This window comes from Thermaerobacillus caldiproteolyticus (genome assembly GCF_013761245.1).
Taxonomy (GTDB): Bacteria; Bacillota; Bacilli; order Bacillales; family Anoxybacillaceae; genus Thermaerobacillus; species Thermaerobacillus caldiproteolyticus.
The window spans coordinates 229,428-254,892 of the sequence record NZ_JACDUT010000005.1; the positions used below are offsets into that span (position 1 = coordinate 229,428).

The window sequence follows — 25,465 nt, forward strand, 5'->3', positions numbered from 1 at the left end:
TATACATTCTCGCTAAAGGGGGGAATCAATTTGACATTAGCCGTTCAAAGGGAGTATTCGAATGGGACTGTCGTCTTAAAGATCAAAGGAATTTTAGATATATCTACCGCTCATTTATTTGAAACTTATATTCAGGAAATCGAGGATATTGAAGAGTTAATCGTTGATTTTTCTAATTTAGAATTTATCGATTCTACTGGCATCGGTGCGATAATGGAAGTTATCTATTTATCAAAAGAAAAACAATTTCTAATTAAATTACGGGGGATCAACCAACAAATTTACGATATTTTGGAGACAGTCGGTTTATTCAAGGTGCTGGAAGCGGTTCAAGGGGAGGTGGTCTAATGTATTTGAATGAGTATAAACATGTACATGGACTAACCTCTTCGAATGATCACGTTATGGAGAAATGGTTAGAGCGAGAGATTAATTTAGCGAGAAATATTCAAACAAAGCTGTTAAATGGCTCAATTCCAAGTATAAGGGATGCAGAAATACAGGGAATTTCCATCCCTGCAAGGTTAATAGGCGGAGATTACTATGATTTTTATCCTTTAGAAAATGACAAAGTTCGCATTGTCATTGGCGATGTTATGGGAAAAGGGATCCCAGCGGCTATGTTGATGATTTTGACGCGTGGAGCTTTTCGTAGTGCAGCAGAAAGTACGAAAGGCCCTGCAGAAACGCTGACTGCTATGAACAAAGCTCTTTGTCAAGATTTGCGCTTATTAAAATCATTTGTCACTTTGTTTTGTGCTGATTGGAACCCAATAACGAACGTTCTTACATATGCAAGTGCAGGTCATAATATGCCTTTGCTTGTAAAAGGAAAGGAAAAAAAGGTAATGGAGCTCCCTAAAGCGTTAGGGATTATGGTTGGTGCTTTTACTGACCACGTATACGAAGAAAAGAGAGTGGAATTAGAAGAGAACGACACGGTTTTCTTTTATACAGACGGTATCGTGGAAGCTGAGAATAAAGATCGGGAACAATTTAAACGTGAACGTCTCATCAACACTTTATTACAACATTTAGATAAAAATGTGGATGAAATCGGGAAGCATGTAGTTGAAGCAATTCATACATTTACGGAAGGAGTTCCGCAAAAGGATGATATTACGATGGTAATACTGAAAGTCAATAAAAAAAGTGATATGACAAAAACAAACTTTTCCTTTATCAGCTCGAAGGAGTAGAGCAAAATGGGACAAACGATCATTTCTAAAGGACGTAATATAGAAGAAGCGATCAATATAGGATTAGAGATTCTGAAAAGTACTCGTGAGGAAGTGCTGATTGAAATTATTCAAAAGGAAACAAAAGGGATTTTACGTATTGGTTCCAAACCCGCCATTGTAAAACTTACAAAAACCCAAGAACGAAAGAAAGAAAATAAAGAGGAACTTCGTGAGTTTAATAGTGTTCACGATATTGAAGAGGTAATTAAAAATTTAGATTTTAATTCACATGTATCTATGACTGATGAAAAACAAGAAATTCAAAAGCTATGTTTACAAGATGAACTCGAAGGAAAAGTGTGGGTGAAAAATGGGAAAATTTTTTGTAAGCCCTCTCCTCTGCACTATCCAACGATTACGGTCGGACGAGGTGTTAAGCTTTTTAAAAATAATGAATTAGTCACAGGTACAACGGTAGTAACAGAAACTGACCAATTTGACATTAAAGTCGAAGAAGAAGTTACAGAGACTAAGTGGAATATAACGATCGATCGAGACAAATTAAATGTAATTTTACATATAGAACCAGGAATGAGAAAAAGTTTTACGATAAAAGACATTGAACCTGATTATCATATTGAGCTGAACGCAGAGGAACACATTGAGATTCGAAATGACCTTCAGTATGAACAAATATTACAGGAGCTCGAAACATTAAATGTTGTTCGAGGGATTGACTTTAATGAAATTAAAAATGCAGTAAATACTAAAAAGATTAGTAGCTTTATTATTGCTAGAGGCATAAAACCGAAAGAAGGAAAAAATGGATGGATAGAGTTAAAAGTAAATGTTGATATCCAACAAATGAGACCGAAGCTTCGTGAAGATGGAACAGTAGATTTTCGGGAATTAAAAAATATCCCAACAGTTCGTAAAGGACAAGTGATTGCCATTGTTCATCCCCCAGTTCCTGGGCTGCCTGGTATGACAGTAACGAATGAGCCGATTCCGGCCCAACCTACCTATCCAGTCAAAGTCCAGTTAGGGAAAGGGGTTACAACAGTAGAAAATGGAACAAAAATTGTTGCTACCGAAACAGGGCGCCCTTATTTTGAACAAAAAGGAATGTTAGTTCAAGTATCTATTATTGAAAAGTTCATTCATCAAGGGGATGTAGATATTGCTTCGGGCAACATTCGCTTTAAAGGGGATGTAGATATACTGGGCAATGTTGAAGATGGAATGAGTGTTGAAGCGGATGGAAATATTACAATATTCAAAAACGTTAACCGGGCGAATATTATATCAAAACAGGCGATTTTTATTCGGCAAAATGTCATTGGAAGTCAAATTTCCTCTGGGAAAAATAACATACTTATTTCAGAGTTAGTCCATTTATTAAGTATTATTGAAGAACATATCGAAAAATTAATTCTCTCTATTAAACAATTAATGGCTTCCTCAGCGTTTAAAGTGACTGATTTGAAGCAAAATGGCCTGTTTCCTTTAATTAAATTACTGTTAAGTCATAAATTCCGCGTACTAGTGACAACGACGAAACAATATATGGAGGTTAGCAAAAAAGGAAACCGTTTGCTAGAGCAAAGCTGGCTTGATCTTTCTGAACAATTCCGTCTCTGTTTCTTTGCTCACGTTCCAAATGAGTGGCATTCTCTTGAACAACTTACAATATTGCTAGCGAATATAAGAGAATTAGTAAATAAAAGTCAAACTGAAGACAACCAAAATAGCTATGTTGAGTTATTGTATGCATTAAATAGCACAATATATTGCAGCGGCGATGTAGCAGTGCTAGGGCAGGGATGCTATAATTGTAAAATTCATGCAGGAGGTTCTTTGAAAATCAACGGAGTAGTACGTGGAGGAGAAGTGTATGCACGGCTAGGTGCGACGATTAAAGAGACAGGCTCAGAGACAGGTGTTTTGACGCGTATCATTGTTCCGTCCGATCAAACAATTAAAATCGAACTTGCTAGGGAAGGAACGGTTATTCAAATCGGTAAGGTGAAATACACTTTTCAAAAAGAACAGCATTTTGTTGAGGCTTCTCTGAATGAAAAAGAACAAATTGTTTTTAATTAATGGAGAGCGGGGAGATACTGTATGTTTTCATATGAATTGGTTCAAGACGGACAGAGTGTAACTATTTATTTCAAAGGAGACTTAGATATCGAAGTTACCGAAATAATGGAAGAAATTATACAGGAATTACAATTTTTCGAAACGATTCATATAAACTTATCCGAAGTCCTGTTTGTAGATTCTACCGGAATTGGTTTACTTATTAATTTAGTAAATACATTAAAACAAGAAAATAAACATGTAATGATTTCCGGCACACAGCCTGAGGTAGAGGAAGTATTTAAAATCATTCAATTGAAAGAAATATTGGGTGAGGAGATATTTGTAAAGTGAGGTAGTGTTTATATGAGGAAGGAGAAGGGGGGGAGGTGGAACAATAGATGGATTCTTTGAAAATTATTATTGCAGATGACAACGTGTCTTCTAGAACTCTTTTATGTCACTTCATTCATTTATTACCACAATATAAAATTGTCGGGGAAGCAGCAAGTGGGGAAGATTTTGTTCAGTTGGTCTTGAAAGAAAAACCTGATATTGTGTTAGTGGATATAAACATGCCTGATCTAAATGGGATGGAAGCGGTAAAGTTATGCAAACAACTGCTTCCTACCTTACAGGTTATTTTTATAACCGGTTATGACGAATTTGCTGTTGAAGCTTTTGAAATCTCTGCAACAGATTATATTGTCAAACCGATTGAACGAACGCGTCTCTTTAATGCCTTAGAAAAAGCTCGCAGACTAATCCAGTTATCAAATCAAACTAACTTATCAATAAAAGCCAAAAACAAAAGGCTTGGTATCAAGTCGCAAAATTCGATTCTTTTTCTTCCTATGGAAGATATTTTGTTTGCAGAAAAAGAAAATCGAAAAACAGTGGTTCATACCTCACATGAAAGATATGAAACGACAGAGACTCTAAACGAAATTGAAAATAAATTAGACGATTATTTTTTCAAAACTCATCGTTCTTATATCGTGAATTTAGAAAAAATAGTAAAAATTGAACCAGCAGGGGAAACTTATTTAGCCTATTTTATCGACAGCAATAAGTTTGCATACATTTCCAAATTAAAGATAAATGAAGTTCAAAGGAAGATCCTTAATATTCATAAAATTAAATGACGCATGTTATTCATATCATTGTACATAATCTTGATATATAAGAAGTTTTTATCCCTAGGTTGAAGGTTCATTACCCGTGATGATAGTTGTTGTTCAACTGCACTAAGAACTACATAGGTATGAGCTAAGAAAATTACTTCTAACGCAGTTTCACACCCATGGAGATATTTATCGAACGAATGGAAGTCATCGAAACGGATCCGTTCCAATAATACTGTTTCGACGTTTTTGTTTCCGACGAACTCAATTGTTGTAGTCATTGGCTATTTTTGCGTGAGGGAGTCCATCATGGCACCACGCAGTTTGGTTTGAGATATCCCCAACGTGTAAGGATGAGGCAGTGGCTCCATGATTTCTTCTGCCACCATGACATTGTGATACGAAGCCGGCGCGATGATATTATTCATTATCGGCCTTGCTGGTGAGCCGAATCTGCACTTTCAATCCATACAGCTTGTCGACAAAGTCGACAAGCTGAGTCCTTCGCATCCAGCGAATCTTGCATAGGTAAGTCTCTGATTCTAATCAATTTGTAATCTGCTATGTCTCCAAACGCAATCCTCGTTGTGGCTCCTTCATTAGATTTTCAAAGTATACTGCTTTTGTAATATGGTCTGTCCGCATAACGATAAAATTCTTTAATAAAACCGCGGTACGTACAAATGGGTATTCTCTGTCATTGCTATCAGTACGGTTTCATTGAACGGTTTAATTCCAATGATAATAGGTTCTGTGATGAGAGGTATTTCTTCTTTACGAATCAAATACAGAAAACTATCTGCACTTGTAGGAATCCCATACTGCTTAGAAACTTTATTAGCAGTCTCTGTACTTAGGGAAAGGCAAGATGTTGGAGAAAGGTGGTCAAGCGATGGGGACGTCTAGCATAAGGAGACCACCAATCTGAAAATCGCTCCGTAAAAATACGTTGTGAACGTGCAGAATGATCACAAAAGAATTTCCTTACACGTACATGCAAAAAAACTTGTAACGATAAAATAGTTATATTCTGAATCACACGCCAGTATCGACTGTGAACAAGAGAAGAAGGCATGTCACATGATGAACAAAGATTAGATTTTTGTTGAGATTGGATATACAACTTTACGCACGAATAGTTAACAGAATAAAACAGCAACTTCCAATCCTTATAGAATGTTTGCAGTTCCAAAATAAAACCTCCCATGGTAATAGTTTATTACTATAATGACCACGAGAGGTGTTCACCAAAATTGGGGGAGAATCATTTTATTATCGCTGATTACATAATAATTTAATTTCATAAATTGAAGGGGATTTTTATTTGATTCGTAACTACATTTAAAGAACAATTTTTTATTCTACTTATATAAAAAATTCTTTATAGCTTTTTTATTTTGCTCTATATCTATATCTAGTACAGCACCAATTTGGGGATATGTTACATTTTCAAAGGATCCGTCTATAGGAATTCTAAAGAAGTCAATATTTTTTGTATTACTGGAAAGAAATGAAGTCAGTATCGATAAAACTTCTTTATATTCCATGTTTGTTAGTATATAAGGCTGTATTGTACCTATTACACCTGGTAATTTTACTATCCCTTTAATACTAATAAATTCATCGGCAATTTGTTTTAAAACTTCCTGCTGTCTCCGTACTCTGCCAAAGTCGCTTTCTGCGTCTTTTCTAAACCTTACATACCCTAGCAATTCTTTTCCATGAAGTTTTTGAACACCCGGATGTAGTGTAACTCCTATTCCTTTAGACATTTCTTTTTCTACATTAATTTCAATTCCCTCAGGGAAAGCCTTATCTATTGCTTTAGTAAATCCCTTAAAATCAACTAATACAAAATATTCAACATCAATTCCAAAGTTTTCCTTTATCGTTTTTCTAAGTAGCTCAGGTCCTCCATAAGCATGAGCTGCGTTAATTTTATCTTTTCCATGTCCTGGTATAGAAACATATGAATCCCGCATAATAGATGCGATCTTAAACTTTTTTGCCTCTGGGTCATATTGAGCTATCATAATAGTATCCGCACGAGATTTCTCTTCTCCTCTTGCATCGATACCAAATAATAAAATATTTATTTTTTTTGATTTATCTTTTACTCCCTTAAATTCAATATTTTCATGTTGTAAAGATGAACTATTTCGAGAGTTTTTTAGACTTTGTTGGTATTCAACGAAAATATATAATAGTATTCCTAAAAATAATAAAACTAAAATCAAAAAGAATATTAATAGTTTTTTTCTTTTGCGTTTTTTTAATCTATTAGCATGTCTTTTATTCTTCATATTCAACGCAACCCTCTCTATGATCGATCATGTTAATGAAACTAAGAATAAATTATCAGATTATATAGAAGAAAACAATCAAAACTAGGAGAAAAGTTAACGTATGAACGTGTTGGAAAACACAGAATGAATGCATATTCATCCTCTTGAGAGTTATCAAAACAAGCTGCCAAGAGGTAGACATTATTATGATTTCTAATTGGTTATTTATATGGTCTAACGAAAAGAAGCTTATTTGGATATATCGATTCACTATCGTTATCCGAATCAAAGTATGTGATAGGGAGGTATTCAATTCCAAAAATTTCTAATTGGCTTCAAAGTTTATTTCGAATAATGGCTACTGATTTGCTGTTGTAGTAAAGGGGTACCAGTAATATTTCTTTGATTGGACAAATGCTTGTAAGGATGGTTGCAAAATGAAACAACAAAATCATCTAAGAGGGGACTTTTTATTTGTCGAAAGCGCTATACAAAAAGGGATGTTTGGTGTATAGATATAATTGGTATATGTATATGCTGGAGGGATAGTAATGAAAAAATGGTGGTTGTTGGTTATTAGTGCAATCATTTTTGCAGCTATTACCGGGTGTAGTGGAGGAGAAACAACTAAGGAAGAAAAGAAAGAGAATAAGCCTGCTGCAAGTCAATCTTCGGAAGAGAAAAAAACTTTTGCGGTTAATATAGACGCGACAGGACAATTAAATGAATATTTGGATACTAATTTTAGTATGACAACTTGGTATCCACACATTAAGGTTGTAGAAATTGAGGAAAATAAAGCTGTTGTACATATTGATACAAACGATCAAGAGATTGCCAAAAAAATCGCTATGAGTATTTGGGGATGGACCAACGCTCATAATAACAAGTTGAAACTGGATGTTGTCGAGTTATTAGATCCAGAAGGTCAAACTGTATTCATTGAGGAAAACCCATTAAAATAATCCTGCTCAAATGAGCAGGATTATTCGCTTCGAATAAGATGAAAAGATTACGGGGCTGAATCTAGTAGCATCTTTGTAAATTTAATAATTTCTAGCATTTACAGGGAATATTCTTAAAAAAGCGGTTATATCACGACTTTTCAGACATTCCCTTTTTCGAAGAGGTGATTCATCGGCTGTGTACATCTGCTAGGTCTATGATTAAAAAATACCCCGACTGTTAGAGTATACTGTTTTTTCTAAAAGAATTCGGAGCGATTCAGTTGTACTAATAACTGCTGCCGAGTTTTGATTGCTCTTATCTCCCGTACAGTTTATCAAAAGGGGCTAAGCCTATAGTTGTCGGGAATATCGTTTTTATTCTATTTATTAGTTTTTGTGGTAATTTATTTAATTTAAACATCTAGGACGACACTATCTTTTTGTGAGCAGCCTTGATGATCAATTTTTGGTTCTTAATGTCTGTCAACTTTATCACTTATGCATTGAGAATTACTCTAGGAGCATAAACGGATTTTTAAGCCTTCAATCTAATCCTCTCATGTGATCCGCATCTGGGAGTGTTACGAACTTGGGCGCAGTGCTAGTTCCAGTGAAATAGTGTTTTTAGTTAATACCCTCATATTTTTCTCTTCCTCTTGATGCGTGTTCCTTGATGCATGTTCCGGATCGATTATACAATTACTTACATGGAAACAAAAGTAGAAAATGACATTGGAGGTGTACGAATGAAATCTACAGGTATTGTTCGCAAAGTGGATGAATTAGGTCGCATTGTTATTCCTATGGAGTTACGTCGTACACTCAATATTAATATTAAAGACCCAATAGAAATCTTTTTAGACGGAGACTGTATTATCTTACAAAAATATAAGCCAGACATGACCTGCATGGTTACAGGTAAAGTGTCTGACGACAACTTGAAGCTTGCTGGCGGTAAAATCATTTTAAGTCGTGAAGGTGCGGAGCAACTCATGAAAGAGATTGAAAGTTTATTGCAATAAATCCCTGCCGATTGGCAGGGACTTTTTTATTGGCTATTTTCGAAAAGATTGTTGCTAAATAAAAGGAAAAAAGCGGTCTGATTTTAAATCATATACTATATTAGTGAAAAAGGGGGAGAAACTTATGAATAAATATCAAAAAATTTCTGTTGGTATAATGATTGGTTTTCCAATATTTTTCTTAGCAGTGAGCCTGTTTACTGGAAAATGGGGGTTCTTTCTTTGGAGTTTAGCACCAAGTTTTATCAGCGGTATGGCAGGATTTTTTGCTTCTAAAAATGCAAATAGAACATCTACAATTAACAATGACAAACAATAACAGAGTTTATCAGAACGCTGTAAAGAAGGTGTTCTTTTTTATGTTGATCTTCTAATGTGTTTCAACAGTAGTAAAGCTTAAACATTGAGCTGAACAGCATTTCTTTCACTTTTTATTGGAATAGCAGCTTTTCATTCAAACATCTTCTCAAAGACAAATGTTCCTTCAAGAAAATGCTCCTGAAATATTCCTTTTTTCAGAGAGTTTTTTACATCATTCGACATTTTTTTAAAGGTGACTGTGATATTTTGTAAATAAAAAAGAATTAAGGTGTGGAGGAAGGACAGGTGAAAGCTGGATATTTACCGGCTTACATTTAATGAAGAATGTCAATTCATTTGTGTAAAGCGGTTATGAAAGGAGGAAGCATGTTGATTCGGCCAAAACGGTTACAGCGTGGAGATACGATTGGCATCGTTTCTCCTTCGTCTGGAATTGCGGCATTATGTCCGCGAAGGTTGGAGCGAGGAATGGAAGAGCTAAAACGATTAGGTTTTAAGGTTATGATCGGAAAGAATGCCCGAAAACGTCATGAGTACATGGCGGGAACGGTGGAGGAGCGAATCGAAGATCTTCATGAGATGTTTGCCAATCCTGAGGTCACGGCCATCATTGCGACGATTGGTGGAACATGCTCTCATCAATTATTAGAGGATTTAGATTATCACCTTATTAAACATCATCCAAAAATATTTATGGGCTACAGTGACATTACTGCGCTTCATTTAGCAATTTATAAGCAAACGGGGCTTGTTACGTTTTTAGGACCGGCGATTTTGCCACAGTTTGGCGAATACGGAGGATTGCTTGATTATACGAAAACATATTTCGAAGATGTACTAATGCAGGGGAAAGCAGTGGAAATAAAAAATTCAGATATGTGGGTTTTTGAGCGGCTGCGCTGGGACCAAGAAGATGATCGAAAACGAACGTCCTTACCCAATAAAGGAATGAGAGTGTTAAAGCCGGGGCATGTCAGGGGTAACATCATTGCTGGAAATATGGGAGTCTTACTTTTACTGGCGGGTACGCCGTATTTCCCAAATGTGGACGGTGCCATCCTTTGTATTGAGGATGATGAAGAAGAAACGCCGGCTTCGATTGATCGCTATTTGACGCAAATGCGGCAAATGGGTATTTTTGAACGAATTCAAGGGCTTGTGATCGGAAGATTTCATCCGTTAGTTGGATTCAAAGAAGATCAATCCCTTTTGGAGGAGATCTTGCTGCGCTCGACGCGCGGTTATGATTTTCCGATTGTTTATCATGCTGATTTTGGCCATACCGATCCAATGGCTATTTTACCAAACGGAATCAACGCAGAACTCAAGGCAAGTAAAGAAGGAGAGATCACCTTCCGATTTCTCGAGGCGGCAGTGGATGAATAAACAAATAAACAGAATGGAGGAGAAATAATGCTTACATTATATTTTACAAGACATGGGGAAACGGAATGGAATATAGAAAAGCGGATGCAAGGATGGCAAGATTCGCCGTTAACCGAAAAAGGAAAAAAGGATGCGATTATGCTTGGCAAACGGCTAGAATCTATTGAATTTGCAGGGATTTATACAAGCACAAGCGGGCGTGCTGTGAAAACCGCACAACTCATTCGGGGAGAACGCCTTATTCCCATTTATCAAGATGAACATTTGCGGGAAATTTATCTTGGTGACTGGGAAGGGAAAACGCATGAGGAAATTATGCAGTTCGATCCCATCGCTTTTGATCACTTTTGGAATCAGCCGCATTTATACTCGCCAAAGCGCGGAGAACGTTTTATTGACGTGCAAAACCGAGCGTTTGCAGCGATACAACGAATCATTGAACATCATCAGTCAGGAAACGTCTTGATTGTCACACATGCAGTCGTGCTAAAATCGTTAATTGCCCGTCTGAAAAACTTGCCGCTTGAACAATTATGGGCACCTCCATTTATACATGGAACAAGTGTAACGATTGTTCAAGTGGATCATGATACGTTTACATTTGTCGTGGAAGGAGATGTGTCTCACTTAGAAATGGATATGGGAGTAGTGAAGAAGAAATAGATTATATATTTATAGCTTGAAAAAAGAGATAAACCGCTCTCCTTTTAGAGAAAAGAGAGCGGTTTTGCCTCTTGGTTTGAGTTTTTCTCTTGCAGAATGATGGTTTATGTTTAGATGAGTCCGAGCCACTGTATAATGTGTGTTGTTAAAAATGTCACCGCAATCGCAATTCCGGTCGGGAGAGCAAAAGCGATAAACGTCCATTTTTTGCTCTTCGTTTCTTTGTAAATGTTGATTAATGTCGTGCCGCAAGGATAGTGAAGCAAGGAGAATAGCATCATATTCAATGCAGTTAGCCATGTCCAGCCATGATCGAGAAAAATTTGTTTCAGATCGTGAAGACTATCCACTTCGGTGAGTGCCCCTGTGGATAAATACCCCATTAACAAAATCGGCAACACGATTTCATTGGCAGGTAACCCTAAAATAAATGCCATTAAAATATATCCATCGAGCCCAAGCTGATGTGCAAACGGGTCAAGCGAATGAGCGATATAGGCAAGCACGGTAGTATTGCCGATATGAATGTTCGCTAGTATCCATGTAAGAACACCAGCAGGAGCAGCAACGGCCACCGCTCGTTTTAATACATAAACGGATTTATCCAATGTCGCACGAACAATTGTATCCCATATTTTTGGGCGCCGATATGGCGGAAGTTCTAACGTATAGTGAGTCGGTACGCCGCGCAACGCCGTTTTGGATAACACCCATGAAACGGTAAGAGTAACAACGATTCCAAATAACACCATCGCAACGACGACACCGGCTGTGACAAATGTTTTCCATCCGCCTGTATAACCGGCTGCCATGAATAAGGAAGCAAGCAAGATAAGCGTCGGCCATCTTCCATTACATGGAACGAAGTTATTGGTTAAAATCGCCAACATTCGTTCACGAGGAGATTCGATGATTCGTGTTGACATAATAGCCGCCGCATTACAGCCAAATCCCATCGCCATCGTCAACGATTGCTTTCCATGTGCTCCTGATTTTTTAAATAATCGATCCATATTAAAGGCAACACGAGGAAGATATCCATAGTTTTCTAATAAAGCAAAGATTGGGAAGAAAATGGCCATCGGCGGCAACATGACGCTGACGACCCAAGCTGTTCCGCGATATAAGCCTAATACTAAAATACCATATAGCCAATCAGGTGCATGAAGTTTTTCAAACGCGAACGTTAAATATCCTTCGATCCATCCAAAGAAATTCGCTAACATCGAAGAAGGAATATTGGCTCCAGCAATCGTTAAGTAGATAACAACCGCTAACATAGCAAGCATAATCGGGAATCCCCATAGCTTGGAGGTCACAATGCGATCCAGCCGTTCTGTCTCATATTGCTTGCTTGGTTTTGTATATGTGACGGTTTCATTGCAAATCTCTTGTGAGGTTCGAAAGATCGCCGAGACAATTTGTTCTCTCGTATCTCCGTTTGATAATGTTTGGGCATATTTCATCAGATGATCAAACGGATTTGGCGGAACGGTTACTCGCATACCTAGCCACCTCCTTGAATGAATGGTGATTTTCTTGTTTTAAAGCATCAAGAAGGGATGTGTCGCCATCTAGCAAACGGAGCGCTATCCATCGAGCAGGATACTTGTCGCCAACGATTTCTTTAACGAGAGGGAGAAGTTTTGCAATTTTTTCTTCGATCGAGCGACTATATGGAATGACAATTGGTTTTGTTTGGATTGCTCCACGAATCATAAGGTCAATGGTGTCGAGCAACTCGTCGATGCCTTCTTCATTGCGCGCAGAAATCGGCACAACAGGGACTCCTAATTTTTTCGCTAGTTTAGCAATGTCAATGCGGATGCCCTTCTTTTTTGCTTCGTCCATCAAATTGACACATACAATCACGCGATTGGTCATTTCTAGTACTTGGAGTGCCAAGTTTAAATTGCGCTCAAGCGCCGTTGCATCTAAAACAACAATGGTGACATCAGGCTTTTCAAAAATAATAAAGTCTCGCGCCACTTCTTCATCAGCCGAATTTGAATATAAGGAATACGTTCCCGGAAGGTCAATGATTTTATATTGTTTATCTTTATACGTAAAAAATCCTTCCGCATGAACAACCGTTTTTCCCGGCCAGTTTCCCGTATGTTGTCGCAATCCAGTTAACAAATTGAATAATGTGCTTTTTCCTGTATTCGGATTTCCTGCAAGCGCAATCGTATATTCATTCGTTGTCATCGCGTATCCTCTCCCCATAAATATTCGAACTTTCTTCTATTCGTAACGCAATCGTCGTATTGCTTACTTTATAAGCCGTCGGATCTCCTAACGGGCTTTTTTGCAGTACCGTCACTTCACACCCCGGCACAAATCCTAAATCAAGCAATCTCCGTTTCATCGTTCCCTCTATATCCAGCTTCTCAATGCGAAAACGTTCTCCCGGTTCTGCCTCCGACAAACGATCAAATTTTGTTGGAGCCACAATAGTTTCCCCCTTATCAATAATTTGTACAAAGATTATAATTTTTCCCTAGGCCAAATTTTAATTTTATCTTATTCAATGAATGTCATTTTGTCAATTATTTTTTATGAAGTAAAAAACCTCCCTGATTCGCTAGTAAAGAACGTAAACGAAGGGGAGGTTTTTCTCTATATGTACTTACCACTCATAATAACCAAGCAAATTCGAGATCTCTTGTCCTGCTCTGCAAACATGTTCAACAAAACGCGGAGTATCATTGGAGAGAATGCGTTGTTTCGGTCCGACAACGCTTACAGCAGCGACCACCTCACCCGAGTAATCGCGAATGGGAGCTGCGATGCTGATGACTCCTTCGTGTAATTCGTCAATGCAAACAGCATACCCTTTTTGGCGGATTTCTTCTAGGTTGTGACGAAATTGGGTAGGGGAGGTGATCGAATTAGGTCCGCAATGCGGGAGGCCCTGCTGGATAATGCCTTCGGACTGAAAGGCAATGATAACTTTTCCAGAACTTGTACAAGAGCAAGGATTATTTTTTCCAACGTGTGAAAGTAAGCGTACGGGATGTTTGCATTGCACTTTATGCAAGTAGATGGTGCTCGTTCCTTCTAAGACGGAAATGTGTGCGGCTTCTCCTAGATGATGGGAGAGCATCTCGGCTAATAATTCCACTTAAAGTTAAAAGTGAAAGCCCCAGCTGATATTCGCGCGTCTTTTGATTTCTTTCAACACGAATCCTTCTTTTTCTAAAGTTTTCATTAAACGATGAACGGTGCTTTTATTCAAGCCATCTGAATTTGAAGTTTCTGTAATTCCTAATTCAGGTTTGCTTGTGGAAAGCAGATGAAGAATTCGTAATCCGTTTTTTAGACAGCGCTGCTTCAGTTTTCATAACGAATTTCGTTAATTTAGGAATAGAGTCTCTATTTATTCATTGGATCGGAAATGGAAACAGAATATAGAACCCGATTGTTTTGGTTCAAGATCGGTGCACTAATGGAGGCAATTCTTTATGGAGCTCCTTGATGCTTAGCGCATATTCCTGCTTTTTCATTTGCTTTCATTTGTCTTGAAATATTTCAGAGGAAGTAATCGTTTTGGAAGTATAGGGAGCCAGTCCTTTGTGAATCACTTTATCAATGACGTCTTTTGGTTGAAAAGCAAGAATGAATTGATTGCCCAGAACTTGTGCAAAAATCTAGATTATTTTTCCAGCGTAGAAAAGTAGCCTGACAAGGTGCTCACATTCGATTTTATTGAGATAATTTTGTTGTTTGCACCGCTCGTTTAATGGCTGAATTTGCCGACTGAAACCGCTGTCGGTCTTGTTTTTTCAATGATTCGCAAAGATGGCATTTTGCTGTTTAATGAGGAAAATCAGGTGTTGTTGACGACGATGTCGACATTTCAGCTATTTCTTGACGTTTATCTCGCTTCCACTTACAGTGAATGCGCGGTTATCTTTTGGACGATTGCGAAGGAATTAGGGATAAGGGAGTCACTGTTATTATCAGGAAAGCAAATAATCACATCGTTTACATCTGCACTTCTGCTTTCAATGTTGTTCGGGTGATGATCGAAAATACCTACTAGATGATGCTTTGACTTTTTGAACCAAAAGCCGGAGATGAAACAATGAGTGGAAAAGCAATAAATTGTTTCAAACATAATCCGGAGAACGTCATTGTTCGCAGTGGATCTCATGTTTTTAAGATTGCCCATCTTTTGGAAGAGGTATAAAGCAGCATGGACTTATGTTTGGCATATATTTGATTATAAAAACTGAGCTGTCTCATAGACAGCTCAAGTTTTCTTCTCTATTGTCTTTGCTTTTTGATGGATTCAATGAATGCTTTTTCTGTATCATTGACAACGACTTTTGGTACAGGGGTTGGTTTTCGATTTTGATCAATCGCAACCATTGTTAGAAAGCATGTTGTTGTTAAGTGATGTTCTCCAGTAAATAAGTCTTCTGTTTCTACTTTCACAAATACTTCCATAGATGTCCTTCCAGTGGAAAAGACAAATGCTTCTAGTTTCAAAATATCTCCTACTTTTGCCGATGAAATAAAGTCTACTTTGTCAATCGATGCGGTAACTACCGCCTTTCGGGCATGGCGCATTGCAGCGATTGCCGCAATCTCATCAATATAAGCCAAAACGGTGCCGCCGAAAATGGTCCCTAAATGATTCGTGTTGGAAGGAAGGACGAGGCGTGTTTGAACTGTTCTGGACTGTTGAATAGGAACCCCCATTTCTTTTTCCCTCCATAATTTATTGAGAGACCGTTTTGGTTACGAGTTTTTGGCGGTATATCTTTGCTGCTTCGACCATTACTTTTAAAGCAGCTATTGCTTCCTCCGCATTTCGCGTTTTTAATCCGCAGTCAGGATTTACCCAGAACTGATGATGGTCTAGTACTTGCAATGCCCGTTCTATATTTTCGCCAACTTCTTCGATTGTTGGAATGCGTGGGCTGTGGATGTCATAGACACCTAAACCGATTTCTCTTTCATACCGATAAATTTCAAAGGAATGAACGAGTTCTCCGTGGCTTCGTGAAGATTCTATTGAGATGACATCCGCGTCAAGAGCGTCAATGGCCTCGATGATATCTTCAAACTGAGAATAGCACATATGTGTATGAATTTGTGTTTCGGGCTGAACGGAACAAGTCGCTAAGCGAAATGCCTCAACGGCTGCTTCTAAATATCGTGTCCGCTTGGAGCGCTTCAACGGTAACCCTTCGCGTAATGCTGGCTCATCGACTTGAATCATGCCGATTCCGTTCTTTTCTAACGCCAGAACTTCTTCGCGAATTGCCAGAGCGAGCTGACGAAGAACATGAAATCGATCTATGTCGTTTCGTACGAACGACCAGTTTAAAATCGTCACAGGTCCTGTCAACATTCCTTTGACAGGTTTATGAGTTAATGTTTGCGCATACGCTGTTTCATCTACCGTCATTGGCTTGTTAAAAGCGACATCTCCGAAAATAATCGGGGGTCTTACACAACGAGAGCCATATGATTGCACCCATCCATTTGTCGTGCAAGCGATCCCGGTTAGCTTTTCGCCAAAAAATTCAACCATATCCGTTCGTTCAAACTCTCCGTGCACCAACACGTCAATATCTAGTTTCTCTTGAATATGGATCCAATTTTTGATTTCTTTACGGATAAATGATTGGTAGTGTTCTTCTGTCCATTCGCCTTTTTTCCATTTCAGACGAGCTTGACGAATTTCTTTCGTTTGTGGAAAACTACCGATTGTGGTTGTCGGTAGTACGGGCAAATTCCAGCGCTTCTTGTGATCATGTTTCCGTTTGGAATAGTCGATTCGTTTTGTCGGATATGTTTCGATATTCGCCAGCGCTTCTTGGACGCTTTGTACATTCCGGGATGAGGACATGACAAATGATTGATAATGGCGATCGTAATGTCGAAAATCGTCAATTGTCCGATCTCCTTTTACATATTGAGTAAGTTCGTATACCTCATCCAACTTTTCATCAGCAAACGCAAGTGCTTCTTTCAGCAGTGGCGGCAATGATTGTTCATGTTGAACTGTAACAGGAACGTGCAATAAGCTGCATGATGGCTGAATGATTAGGCGATCTACATCAATATAATGAGCGAGGTGATCGATGAAGTTTGCTTTTGCTTCAAGCGATGACTTCCATACATTTCGTCCATCAATGATTCCGGCAGCAAGAACTTTATCATCCGGGAACCCCCATTTTCTCATATGTGATACGTTTATGCCTTCGTCATGAACAAAATCTAAACCAATTCCGGCCACAGGCAATGATACGATTTCTTTATAATGAGAAATGCTTTCGTAATACGTTTGCAAAATAATGTGAAGAGAAGGAAGTGCCGCATGAAATGCATCGTATACGTCATGAAAGAAGCGAATGATCGTTTCATCTATATCCTGTACTAAAATCGGTTCGTCAATTTGAACCCATGATACTCCAGCCTCATACAATTCTTTTAACACTTGAATATAAATAGGAATTAAAGAAGACAGATGGGTTTTGAAATCGTTATGATCGTATTTTTTTGAAAGTAATAAAAATGTAATTGGACCTAACATAACTGGTTTTGTATCGATATTCAGTTCCTGTTTGGCTTCTTCGTAAAGATGCAACAGTCGGTTTTCTACCAAGATAGGAGTTGTGTTTTCAAGTTCAGGAACGATGTAATGATAGTTTGTGTTAAACCATTTCGTCATTTCCAATGCGCTTTGGTGTTTAGCTCCTCTGGCCATGGCGAAATATGTTTCCAATGAACCGCGGCTCATATGTTGGAATCTCGAAGGAATATATCCGAACATAAATGCCATATCAAGCATATGGTCGTACAATGAAAAATCACCAACAGGAATAAGATCAATTCCTTTTTTCATCTGTTTTTGTACATGACGAAGCCGAAGCCGCTTCATCGTGTCATACAATTCGGTTTCAGATATGGCTCCATTCCAAAATGATTCTAGTGTTTTTTTCCATTCACGGCGTTCACCAATTCGCGGATAACCAAGATTTGAACTAAAAACGGCCAATATGAGCACCTCCAAGTGAATTTATATCTCAACACAAATAAAAAATCCCTCTTTTCCGCAGTAAAGTAAGAGGGGTGAGAGATGACTAACTTGTGTTGAGATATGCAAAGTGCCCCAACATCATGATCCTCACTCCTCCCTATGACGCGTAGGTCGTAAGTGCATACAACAGGCAGGTCTCCTGACTTAGGATCATCGTTGGCTATCTCCTTCCCATTTCATACAAGAAACAGTGGATGATGATAGACAACTCCCCATCACAGTGGCGCGACCGTGTTGGATTTTCACCAAACTTCCCTTTTAAGCGACATAGAAGGGATTCCGACTATGTCACACCTGTTGCGTGAACTTGAACTATATGAAATTGATTTATGAAATTCAGAATAAATGATTTTTTCTGTTTTTTCAACAAAAATTTTGTTTCAGCATTTTTCTTAAGCGGGACATTATTTCTAATCAAGGAATCAGCTCATGTTCTTTTCGGAATTGTAAATTGCTCAAGTACAGTAAATTGAATTTATCTTCTACAATCAAATGCATCTATATGCTGAGTCTAATGTTATTTAAGGATATAAAAAACTTTATTCAACAGGGGAGGGAGAGTTGAATGGATATAAAATTTTTAATTGACAAGTTTAATGATAATGATTATCATTATTTATGGTTTTGATAATTAATTTCATTTATAAAGGGGGGATAATTTGAAAAAGAGATTGTTGCTAGTATGTTCTCTCCTGCTCCTTTTGTTAATGGGAGCATGCGGTAATCAAGGGGGGCAAACTGCGTCTGGACACGAAAAACAGGCGAAGACAGAAGAAAAAGAAACAAGAACATATAAAATGGTGAATGGAAAAGAAGTTGAAATTCCCAAAAATCCAAAGAGAATTGTAACGGACTTATATTTAGGTGAAATTTTAGCTCTTGGAAAAAAACCTGTTGGGGCAACTGATTATGAGTTAAAAAACCCATTTCTTACAAAAGATCAGCTTTCTGGAATTAAAGATATTGGGACTCCTATTTCACTTGAAAAAGTTACAGAACTTAATCCAGATCTCATCATTACTTCAGATTCCGAAATATACGATAAGTTATCAAAAATTGCTCCAACAGTTCTCATTCCTTATGGTACATATAACAATGATGTTCGCGAAGATATAAGAGCATTTGGAAATCTTTTGGGCAAGAAAAAGGAAGCAGAGGAATGGATCAAGAGATTTGAGAAAAAAGCTGAAAAAGCTCGGGAAAAAATAGCAGGGGTCATTGGTAAAGATGAGACAGTAGGTATTTATGAATTGCATTCAAAAGATTTTTATGTGTTAGGTGCCAACTGGGGAAGAGGTGGACAAGTTCTCTATAATGCTCTTCAGCTGAATCCACCGAAAAAGGTTAAAGAAATGGTTAAAAAGGGAACACCGCCTAAGCAGATTTCGTTAGAAGTATTACCTGAATATGCTGCGGATCATATGTTTTTTACGGTATATGATACAGAGGATAGTGTAATCAATGAGATGAAGAACAGTCCCATCTTTAAAAATCTCGATGCTGTAAAAAACGGTCATTTCTATGAAATGGATTTAGACAAGATGTATTATTATGATCCTATTGCTATTGAAGGCCAAATCGATATTATCGTAGATACGCTGTTATCTCATAGCCAGAAATAATTCGAACTATAGTATTTTCAAAAGTAGACATAATATCCATGGCTGGACAAAGTTATATAACCAGCTGTGGAGAAAGTAGAAAATGAATGGACTTGTCAAGGAGTTTTTATTTACAATAAATAATATCAATATAATTGTGATAGGAGATGAAGCAAGTGTTCAAAAAGAAAAGATTTTTGTTTGCAGGGGTCATGTTACTTATTTTTCTCATTATGCTTAGCGCATGCGGAAACCAAGAGGGAAACAATGCGGCTGAAAAGGAAAAACAGACAAAGACAGAAGAAGCAACAACTCAAACATTTAAAATGGCGAATGGAAAGGAAGTAAAGATTCCTACTCATCCGAAACGTGTCGTTATGCCGTATGAATTTTTAGGGAATGCACTAGCGCTCGGAGTAAAACCGATTGCGGTTACAAATCCGTTGCTGAAAAATCCTTATATTACAGAAGATCAAATGAAGGGAATTGAAAATGTCGGAAATCCAATTTCGCTTGAGAAAGTAGCGGAATTAAAGCCTGATTTAATTATTGTCTATTTAGATGATCAATATGAACAGCTATCAAAAATTGCGCCAACTGTCGTTATTCCGTTTGGACATTACAAAGGCATTCAGGAAGAAATGCGTGTGTTTGGAGATGTTCTTGGAAAGAAAGAGAAAGCAGAAAATTGGATCAAACAGTTTGATAAAAAAGCGGCTGCCGCTCGTGAAAAGTTACATGGAGTTATTGGAAAAAATGAAACAGTTGGTATTTATGAATTATCAGGAAAAGATTTTGTTGTGTTTGGCTCAAATTTTGGACGAGCAGGACAAATCATCTATAATGCGTTACAATTAACTCCACCGAAAAAGACGAACAAAGAAGTTATCGAAGGTCCACAACAATGGAAAACGATTTCTCTAGAAGCATTGCCTTCTTATGAAGCCGATCATATGTTTTGGACAGTATATCGGACAGAGGGAACGGATCAAATCGAAAAAGAAATGAAAAATAGTGCGATCTGGAAAAATTTAAAAGCTGTCAAAAATAATCACTTATACAAGATGAAACTTGAAGATGTATGGTTCACCGACGCTATTTCGCTGGAACATCAGCTTGATCTTGTCGTAGACACATTGCTTTCCCATAATAAAAAATAGTACAGTATGACATATATGAAACCAACAAGCTTTTCTGCTAATCATTCCGAATGAAGCCGGACAAATGAATTTTGTCCGCTATGGTCAGCATGCTTTCATTCGGGTCGGCAAGAAAAATCTTGCCGACCATAGCAGAAAAGCGTTCTTCTTTTTGCACTTATTATAGATGAAGAGAAAATAGGTGGAAATCATGAAAAACGATACAGTAAATCAGCATTCGCGGACGTGGGTCGCGATGATGGTGCTCGTCGTTGGAGTTTTGGCTATCGTTTTTGGAATCGCATTATCCATTTCCGTCGGTGCTGCCAATATTCATCTTTCGACGGTATGGGAAGCGATTGTTCATTATAATTCGAATCAGACGGAACATGCGATTATTCGAGATTTGCGTCTGCCACGGGCACTTGCGGATGTTTTAGTAGGTGCTAGCTTTGCGGTGGCGGGTGCGATCATGCAAGGGATGACGCGAAATCCGCTTGCTGATGCCGGACTTTTAGGTTTAAATGCTGGGTCCGCATTGATGGTAGCAGTTTGTTTTGCGTTTTTACCAGGATTATCCTATAATTCTTTGATTCTATTTTCCTTCTTAGGAGCAGCTGTTGCGGCAGGACTTGTATACGGGATTAGTTCGCTTGCCCGGGGTGGCTTAACGCCGGTTCGTCTTGTGTTAGCGGGAGCAGCAGTTAGTGCATTGTTAACGGCGCTGAGCGAAGGAATTGCGATTCATTTTCAGTTAAGTCAAGAGTTAGCATTTTGGTATGCAGGCGGAGTGGCTGGTGTGAAATGGAGCCAATTGAAAGTGATGACCCCGTGGCTTGTCATTGCCTTAGTTGGAGCATTGCTTTTATCGCGTTCGATTACGCTCTTAAGCCTAGGAGATGAAGTAGCGACAGGATTGGGACAAAAAACGGTCTTGGTAAAAATGGTCGGTACAATCATTGTGCTTCTCTTAGCAGGAGTGTCTGTATCTGCGGTCGGACCGATTGGTTTTGTCGGACTTGTCGTTCCGCACTTTGCACGATTTTTCGTTGGCGTGGATTATCGCTGGATTATTCCTTGTTCGGCCGTAATCGGAGGAGGATTCATGATTATTGCTGATATTGGTGCAAGAATGATCAATCCTCCTTATGAAACACCAATTGGTGTGTTATTTGCGCTTATTGGTGTTCCGTTCTTCCTCTACGTGTCCCGAAAAGGAAGGAGGGAAATTTCATGAATGGAGTGGAGCGGCGAAAGAATCTTCAGCGTTTTTCCATACTTGCTACTTTTTCTGTTCTGATTCTTATTGTGTTTGTGATAAGTATGAACACAGGTTTCAGTCGGCTATCCCCGCTTGAAGTGTTTCAAACGCTGTTTGGAATGGGAAATGAAAAGCAACAGTTGATTTTGTTTGAATTTCGTTTGCCTCGTATTGTGATTTCCCTTCTTGCCGGAGCAGGATTGGCCGTATCGGGGTGCATTATGCAGGGCATTTCCCGCAATGCTTTAGCGGATCCGAGTATTTTAGGAATTTCGCACGGGGCTGGTTTAATGGTCGTTTTATATTTGTCATTTTTCCCAACACATTTGGATGTTCCCGTTTTGTTTTTACCAGTCCTTGCGTTTATCGGCAGTTTGTTAGCGGCTGCTCTTGTGTTTGGATTGTCTTATCAAAAATATGAAGGGCTATTACCAACACGTCTCGTTTTAACAGGAGTGGCAGTTGCGGCAGGATTGAGTGCGCTCATGACGGTTCTTTCTCTTCGACTAAGCCGGGAACTTTATCAATTTGTGGCGGTATGGCTAGCTGGAAGCATTTGGGGTACGACGTGGGATTACGTGTTAGCGCTTTTACCTTGGATCGTCGTCTTATTTGCTTTTGTGTATTATAAAGCACTCGTACTTGATGTGTTATCATTTGGAAACAACGTCGCCACAGGACTTGGTGCGTCTGTTTCAAAAGAACAAGTAAAACTGCTAGCAGCAGCTGCTGGACTTGCGGCTGCTTGCGTGTCTGTCAGCGGGGGCATCGGTTTTATCGGTTTAATTGGTCCGCATTTAGCACGGCGGCTCATCGGGCCAAATCATAAATATTTGCTGCCGGCCTCGGCGCTTGCAGGGGCCTTATTGTTACTGACCGCCGACACGATTGGTCGTACGATTCTACAGCCATCAGAAATTCATGCGGGCATCGTCGTGGCGATCATCGGGGCACCGTATTTCTTGTATTTGCTAGCCCGATCCAATCATTAATCGTATGGAGGAATTTCACGATGGAGAGAAACCTTGAACTCTATGATGTAACCATTGTTGGCGGAGGTCCTGTCGGGTTATTCGCTGCTTTTTACAGTGGGCTGCGCGAGCTAAAAACGAAAGTCATTGAAAGTTTGCCAGAGTTAGGCGGGAAAGTGAGAGGGTTTTTCCCCGAGAAAATTATTCGAGACATTGGTGGGATTCCTGAGATTACCGGGGAGCAGTTAATTCAAAATTTAGAGCGGCAAGCCAAAACATTCGCACCAACGATTGTCTTAGGTCAACGAATCGCCTATATGGAAAGGCAAAAGGATGGCACGTTTTTGTTGACAAGCACAAATGGCGAGCAACATCATACACGCACCGTCATTCTTGCGATCGGACATGGAACATGGGAAGTGCAGAAGCTGGAGATCGATGGTGCCGATCAGTACGAAGGGCATACGCTTCATTATAAAGTTGGATCATTAGAACATTTCCGTGGAAAGCGAGTACTTATCTCCGGAGGCGGTAATACAGCGTTAGACTGGGCCCATCAATTGGAGCCCATCGCTGAAAAAGTCACGATCGTTCATCGCCGTGAAGAATTTTCCGGATTGGAAAGCAGCGTGACGAACATGAAGCGCTCGTCAGTGGAACTGTTGACACCATATGTAGTCAAACAACTATACGGACAAGGAACCCTTCTCGAAAAAGTGCTGATCGAACATGTAGGAACGGGGGAAACGGTAGAATTACCGGTTGACGAACTCATTGTTAGTCATGGTTTTCACATCGATCTCGGGCCTATCAAAGACTGGGGACTTGATATGATGGAAGGGCGCATTGTCGTTAATGGAAAAATGGAAACAAACATCCCTGGCATATTTGCCGCAGGAGATATTGTATACTATCCTAATAAATTAACGTTAATTGCCGGAGGATTTATGGAAGGACCGACGGCGGTCAATAGCGTCAAAATGTATCTTGAGCCCAACGCTCAACCAATGGCAATGGTTTCCACCCATCATCAAGCGTTTGTCACGAATTAACCTTAGTCTTGGTCTACGTCCTGCACATGTCAAAATGGGTGTTTTCTCGCTGATTAAGATAAAACCGAAAGGAAGTGGATCGCTTGATTGTAACCGAAAATTTAGACATTGCGTACGATCAAACATTAATTGTCAAACAATTGAATGTGGAAATCCCACCCCATAAAATCACAGCGTTAGTCGGGGCGAATGGTTCAGGGAAGTCGACGATTTTGAAAACGATGGCGCGCTTGATGAAGCCAAAAAGCGGGCATGTCTTGCTTGATGGTAAAGCGATTCATCGATTAAAAACGAAAGAAGTGGCCAAGCAATTGGCGATTTTACCACAAAACCCGACAGCTCCGGAAGGGATGACGGTCATCGATTTAGTGACATATGGCCGCTTCCCGCACCAGCGCGGCTTCGGTTCGTTAACGCAAAAAGATAAAGAAGTGATCCTCTGGGCCATCGAAGCGACGGGGATGGAAGAATTCGCTTATCGTCCTGTCGATCAACTATCGGGCGGGCAACGGCAGCGAGCTTGGATTGCGATGGCGCTTGCTCAAGAAACACCCATTTTGTTTTTAGACGAGCCGACGACGTTTCTTGATATGGCTCATCAGTTAGAAGTCCTTAATCTTTTAGAGGAGCTTCATGAAAAAGAGCAGAGAACGATTGTTATGGTTGTCCACGATTTAAACCATGCAAGCCGTTACGCTCACCATATGATTGCAATTAAAAAAGGAACGGTGGTCAAAGCAGGCACTCCGATGGAAGTCATGCAACCAGATATTATCGAGGAAGTATTTGGGATTCAGTGTGATATCATCCAAGACCCGCGTACAGGCTTGCCGTTATGCTTACCGTATGCGATTAGCCGTTCCCAAAAAGAGCCGGTAATAGTATAGGTTAAGAGATAAACAAGGCTGATTTCTATATGAAAATTAGCCTTGTTTTTGTTTTGAGGAGGTGTTCCTCTCCAGTGTGTCATGAGCGTTGTTATGAGTCTTAGTTCAAACAATCACGATTAAAATTCGATTTCACCGTAATTATTTATGTGGTCTCATGATAAATTTCTTGACGATGAACGTTGTAAATGTAATCATTTTCTATTGAATCGGTTTTCTGTCCTGTGCAAGCGGGATGAAGAATGCGGTATGATGCGTTTGAACAATTTACACTACTCCCACTTTGAAGTAAGGAGTTTCTTGGGGAAATGCTTCTACTAAAGAGAAGTTGACTAAGCTCTATATTCCGTCCCGGTCCTGAATACGTGACGCATAGCTTGGTTTTCTGTTTCGGTCAGCTGGGAGCATGATGGAGGAAAGAGGTTACGTGACAGTCCTCTTTCCTGTCACAACTCCCTACCTTCCGTTCTCAAAGACAATCTATAC

General features: G+C 39.1%; 26 protein-coding genes and 1 riboswitch. Of the genes, 17 read left to right on the plus strand and 9 right to left on the minus strand.

The window, feature by feature from the left end:
• Positions 1-30 precede the first annotated feature (30 nt).
• Genes HNR31_RS09830 through HNR31_RS09850 form a run of 5 tightly spaced genes read left to right on the plus strand, consistent with a single transcriptional unit; the run spans position 31 to position 4,408 of the window.
• On the plus strand, positions 31-348 hold the full coding sequence (locus HNR31_RS09830) for an STAS domain-containing protein (protein ID WP_181556060.1): 318 nt from the start codon (positions 31-33) through the stop codon (positions 346-348).
• A complete protein-coding gene (locus tag HNR31_RS09835; protein WP_181556061.1) occupies positions 348-1,199 on the plus strand; it encodes a PP2C family protein-serine/threonine phosphatase in 852 nt (283 codons plus the stop codon). The genes HNR31_RS09830 and HNR31_RS09835 overlap by 1 nt, the downstream gene beginning before the upstream one ends.
• A 6-nt stretch (positions 1,200-1,205) precedes the next feature.
• A complete protein-coding gene (locus tag HNR31_RS09840; RefSeq protein WP_181556062.1) occupies positions 1,206-3,284 on the plus strand; it encodes a FapA family protein in 2,079 nt (692 codons plus the stop codon).
• Positions 3,285-3,305: 21 nt separating this feature from the next.
• Complete coding sequence (locus HNR31_RS09845) at positions 3,306-3,617, plus strand: STAS domain-containing protein (protein WP_181556063.1); 312 nt, start codon at positions 3,306-3,308, stop codon at positions 3,615-3,617.
• Positions 3,618-3,664: 47 nt separating this feature from the next.
• Positions 3,665-4,408 carry a LytR/AlgR family response regulator transcription factor gene (locus HNR31_RS09850; protein ID WP_181556064.1) on the plus strand — a complete coding sequence of 248 codons (744 nt, stop codon included), beginning with the start codon at positions 3,665-3,667 and terminating at the stop codon, positions 4,406-4,408.
• An 832-nt stretch (positions 4,409-5,240) separates the two neighbouring features.
• Here the strand turns inward: HNR31_RS09850 and HNR31_RS19285 are convergent.
• Together HNR31_RS19285 and HNR31_RS09855 are read right to left on the minus strand one after the other, a co-directional pair.
• Entirely contained in the window at positions 5,241-5,594 is a 354-nt protein-coding gene (locus tag HNR31_RS19285; protein WP_373367376.1) for a transposase family protein, read from the minus strand.
• Between the two features lie 154 nt (positions 5,595-5,748).
• The gene (locus HNR31_RS09855) at positions 5,749-6,690 is read right to left on the minus strand and encodes an LCP family protein (protein ID WP_181556126.1); all 942 of its coding nucleotides are present in this window, start codon (positions 6,688-6,690) and stop codon (positions 5,749-5,751) included.
• A gap of 533 nt (positions 6,691-7,223) precedes the next feature.
• Here HNR31_RS09855 and HNR31_RS09860 point away from each other — a divergent pair.
• The 5 genes from HNR31_RS09860 (at position 7,224) to HNR31_RS09880 (ending at position 11,011) form a co-directional block, all read left to right on the plus strand.
• Positions 7,224-7,637: a hypothetical protein gene (locus HNR31_RS09860; RefSeq protein ID WP_181556065.1), complete on the plus strand. Its 414-nt coding sequence runs from the start codon at positions 7,224-7,226 to the stop codon at positions 7,635-7,637.
• Between the two features lie 728 nt (positions 7,638-8,365).
• On the plus strand, positions 8,366-8,641 hold the full coding sequence (locus HNR31_RS09865) for an AbrB/MazE/SpoVT family DNA-binding domain-containing protein (protein ID WP_181556066.1): 276 nt from the start codon (positions 8,366-8,368) through the stop codon (positions 8,639-8,641).
• A gap of 124 nt (positions 8,642-8,765) precedes the next feature.
• Positions 8,766-8,960, plus strand: coding sequence for a hypothetical protein (locus tag HNR31_RS09870; RefSeq protein WP_181556067.1), 195 nt, complete (start codon positions 8,766-8,768; stop codon positions 8,958-8,960).
• A 368-nt stretch (positions 8,961-9,328) separates the two neighbouring features.
• Entirely contained in the window at positions 9,329-10,348 is a 1,020-nt protein-coding gene (locus HNR31_RS09875) for a S66 peptidase family protein (RefSeq protein WP_181556068.1), read from the plus strand.
• 27 nt (positions 10,349-10,375) lie between these two features.
• The gene (locus HNR31_RS09880) at positions 10,376-11,011 is read left to right on the plus strand and encodes a histidine phosphatase family protein (RefSeq protein WP_181556069.1); all 636 of its coding nucleotides are present in this window, start codon (positions 10,376-10,378) and stop codon (positions 11,009-11,011) included.
• A 110-nt stretch (positions 11,012-11,121) separates the two neighbouring features.
• Here HNR31_RS09880 and HNR31_RS09885 read toward each other — a convergent pair whose 3' ends face one another.
• The 5 genes from HNR31_RS09885 to HNR31_RS19110 form a co-directional block, all read right to left on the minus strand.
• Positions 11,122-12,516 (minus strand): ferrous iron transporter B, encoded by a 1,395-nt coding sequence (locus tag HNR31_RS09885; RefSeq protein WP_181556070.1) that lies wholly within the window; start codon positions 12,514-12,516, stop codon positions 11,122-11,124.
• Positions 12,485-13,219, minus strand: a complete 735-nt coding sequence (locus tag HNR31_RS09890; RefSeq protein WP_181556071.1) for a FeoB small GTPase domain-containing protein — start codon at positions 13,217-13,219, stop codon at positions 12,485-12,487. Before HNR31_RS09890 ends, HNR31_RS09885 begins: the two co-directional genes overlap by 32 nt.
• Positions 13,206-13,463 (minus strand): FeoA family protein, encoded by a 258-nt coding sequence (locus HNR31_RS09895; RefSeq protein WP_181556072.1) that lies wholly within the window; start codon positions 13,461-13,463, stop codon positions 13,206-13,208. The genes HNR31_RS09890 and HNR31_RS09895 overlap by 14 nt, the downstream gene beginning before the upstream one ends.
• 177 nt (positions 13,464-13,640) lie before the next feature.
• Positions 13,641-14,117 (minus strand): IclR family transcriptional regulator, encoded by a 477-nt coding sequence (locus HNR31_RS09900; protein ID WP_309505665.1) that lies wholly within the window; start codon positions 14,115-14,117, stop codon positions 13,641-13,643.
• Between the two features lie 24 nt (positions 14,118-14,141).
• Positions 14,142-14,348: a helix-turn-helix domain-containing protein gene (locus HNR31_RS19110; protein WP_309505671.1), complete on the minus strand. Its 207-nt coding sequence runs from the start codon at positions 14,346-14,348 to the stop codon at positions 14,142-14,144.
• A 415-nt stretch (positions 14,349-14,763) separates the two neighbouring features.
• Between HNR31_RS19110 and HNR31_RS09905 the strand changes: the two genes are divergently transcribed.
• Entirely contained in the window at positions 14,764-15,036 is a 273-nt protein-coding gene (locus HNR31_RS09905; protein WP_181556073.1) for a hypothetical protein, read from the plus strand.
• A 244-nt stretch (positions 15,037-15,280) separates the two neighbouring features.
• Here HNR31_RS09905 and HNR31_RS09910 read toward each other — a convergent pair whose 3' ends face one another.
• Positions 15,281-15,718 (minus strand): acyl-CoA thioesterase, encoded by a 438-nt coding sequence (locus tag HNR31_RS09910; protein ID WP_181556074.1) that lies wholly within the window; start codon positions 15,716-15,718, stop codon positions 15,281-15,283.
• 19 nt (positions 15,719-15,737) lie between these two features.
• Positions 15,738-18,026 carry a 5-methyltetrahydropteroyltriglutamate--homocysteine S-methyltransferase gene (gene metE / locus HNR31_RS09915; protein ID WP_181556075.1) on the minus strand — a complete coding sequence of 763 codons (2,289 nt, stop codon included), beginning with the start codon at positions 18,024-18,026 and terminating at the stop codon, positions 15,738-15,740.
• Positions 18,027-18,180: 154 nt separating this feature from the next.
• Positions 18,181-18,381, minus strand: a riboswitch (cobalamin riboswitch).
• 346 nt (positions 18,382-18,727) lie between these two features.
• On the opposite strand from metE, the gene HNR31_RS09920 reads away from it, so the two are divergent.
• The 6 genes from HNR31_RS09920 (at position 18,728) to HNR31_RS09945 (ending at position 24,979) form a co-directional block, all read left to right on the plus strand.
• Complete coding sequence (locus HNR31_RS09920) at positions 18,728-19,690, plus strand: iron-hydroxamate ABC transporter substrate-binding protein (RefSeq protein WP_181556076.1); 963 nt, start codon at positions 18,728-18,730, stop codon at positions 19,688-19,690.
• A 146-nt stretch (positions 19,691-19,836) separates the two neighbouring features.
• On the plus strand, positions 19,837-20,829 hold the full coding sequence (locus HNR31_RS09925) for an iron-hydroxamate ABC transporter substrate-binding protein (protein ID WP_220129479.1): 993 nt from the start codon (positions 19,837-19,839) through the stop codon (positions 20,827-20,829).
• A gap of 235 nt (positions 20,830-21,064) precedes the next feature.
• Positions 21,065-22,045 carry a FecCD family ABC transporter permease gene (locus tag HNR31_RS09930; protein ID WP_374058304.1) on the plus strand — a complete coding sequence of 327 codons (981 nt, stop codon included), beginning with the start codon at positions 21,065-21,067 and terminating at the stop codon, positions 22,043-22,045.
• On the plus strand, positions 22,042-23,061 hold the full coding sequence (locus HNR31_RS09935; RefSeq protein WP_181556079.1) for a FecCD family ABC transporter permease: 1,020 nt from the start codon (positions 22,042-22,044) through the stop codon (positions 23,059-23,061). Before HNR31_RS09930 ends, HNR31_RS09935 begins: the two co-directional genes overlap by 4 nt.
• A 20-nt stretch (positions 23,062-23,081) precedes the next feature.
• Positions 23,082-24,092, plus strand: a complete 1,011-nt coding sequence (locus tag HNR31_RS09940) for an NAD(P)/FAD-dependent oxidoreductase (protein ID WP_181556080.1) — start codon at positions 23,082-23,084, stop codon at positions 24,090-24,092.
• Positions 24,093-24,166: 74 nt separating this feature from the next.
• A complete protein-coding gene (locus HNR31_RS09945; protein WP_181556081.1) occupies positions 24,167-24,979 on the plus strand; it encodes an ABC transporter ATP-binding protein in 813 nt (270 codons plus the stop codon).
• The last annotated feature ends 486 nt before the right edge of the window (positions 24,980-25,465 follow it).

Coding starts and splice junctions, on each gene's coding strand:
- HNR31_RS09855 (WP_181556126.1), bottom strand. CDS start 6,690: ATGAAGAATAAAAGACATGCTAATAGATTAAAAAAACGCAAAAGAAAA.
- HNR31_RS09870 (WP_181556067.1), top strand. CDS start 8,766: ATGAATAAATATCAAAAAATTTCTGTTGGTATAATGATTGGTTTTCCA.
- HNR31_RS09900 (WP_309505665.1), bottom strand. CDS start 14,117: ATGCTCTCCCATCATCTAGGAGAAGCCGCACACATTTCCGTCTTAGAA.
- HNR31_RS09845 (WP_181556063.1), top strand. CDS start 3,306: ATGTTTTCATATGAATTGGTTCAAGACGGACAGAGTGTAACTATTTAT.
- HNR31_RS19285 (WP_373367376.1), bottom strand. CDS start 5,594: ATGGGAGGTTTTATTTTGGAACTGCAAACATTCTATAAGGATTGGAAG.
- HNR31_RS09940 (WP_181556080.1), top strand. CDS start 23,082: ATGGAGAGAAACCTTGAACTCTATGATGTAACCATTGTTGGCGGAGGT.
- HNR31_RS09890 (WP_181556071.1), bottom strand. CDS start 13,219: ATGACAACGAATGAATATACGATTGCGCTTGCAGGAAATCCGAATACA.
- HNR31_RS09885 (WP_181556070.1), bottom strand. CDS start 12,516: ATGCGAGTAACCGTTCCGCCAAATCCGTTTGATCATCTGATGAAATAT.
- HNR31_RS09930 (WP_374058304.1), top strand. CDS start 21,065: ATGATGGTGCTCGTCGTTGGAGTTTTGGCTATCGTTTTTGGAATCGCA.
- HNR31_RS09925 (WP_220129479.1), top strand. CDS start 19,837: ATGAAGCAAGTGTTCAAAAAGAAAAGATTTTTGTTTGCAGGGGTCATG.
- HNR31_RS09935 (WP_181556079.1), top strand. CDS start 22,042: ATGAATGGAGTGGAGCGGCGAAAGAATCTTCAGCGTTTTTCCATACTT.
- HNR31_RS09840 (WP_181556062.1), top strand. CDS start 1,206: ATGGGACAAACGATCATTTCTAAAGGACGTAATATAGAAGAAGCGATC.
- HNR31_RS09850 (WP_181556064.1), top strand. CDS start 3,665: ATGGATTCTTTGAAAATTATTATTGCAGATGACAACGTGTCTTCTAGA.
- HNR31_RS09835 (WP_181556061.1), top strand. CDS start 348: ATGTATTTGAATGAGTATAAACATGTACATGGACTAACCTCTTCGAAT.
- HNR31_RS09875 (WP_181556068.1), top strand. CDS start 9,329: ATGTTGATTCGGCCAAAACGGTTACAGCGTGGAGATACGATTGGCATC.
- HNR31_RS09880 (WP_181556069.1), top strand. CDS start 10,376: ATGCTTACATTATATTTTACAAGACATGGGGAAACGGAATGGAATATA.
- HNR31_RS09865 (WP_181556066.1), top strand. CDS start 8,366: ATGAAATCTACAGGTATTGTTCGCAAAGTGGATGAATTAGGTCGCATT.
- HNR31_RS09860 (WP_181556065.1), top strand. CDS start 7,224: ATGAAAAAATGGTGGTTGTTGGTTATTAGTGCAATCATTTTTGCAGCT.
- HNR31_RS09910 (WP_181556074.1), bottom strand. CDS start 15,718: ATGGGGGTTCCTATTCAACAGTCCAGAACAGTTCAAACACGCCTCGTC.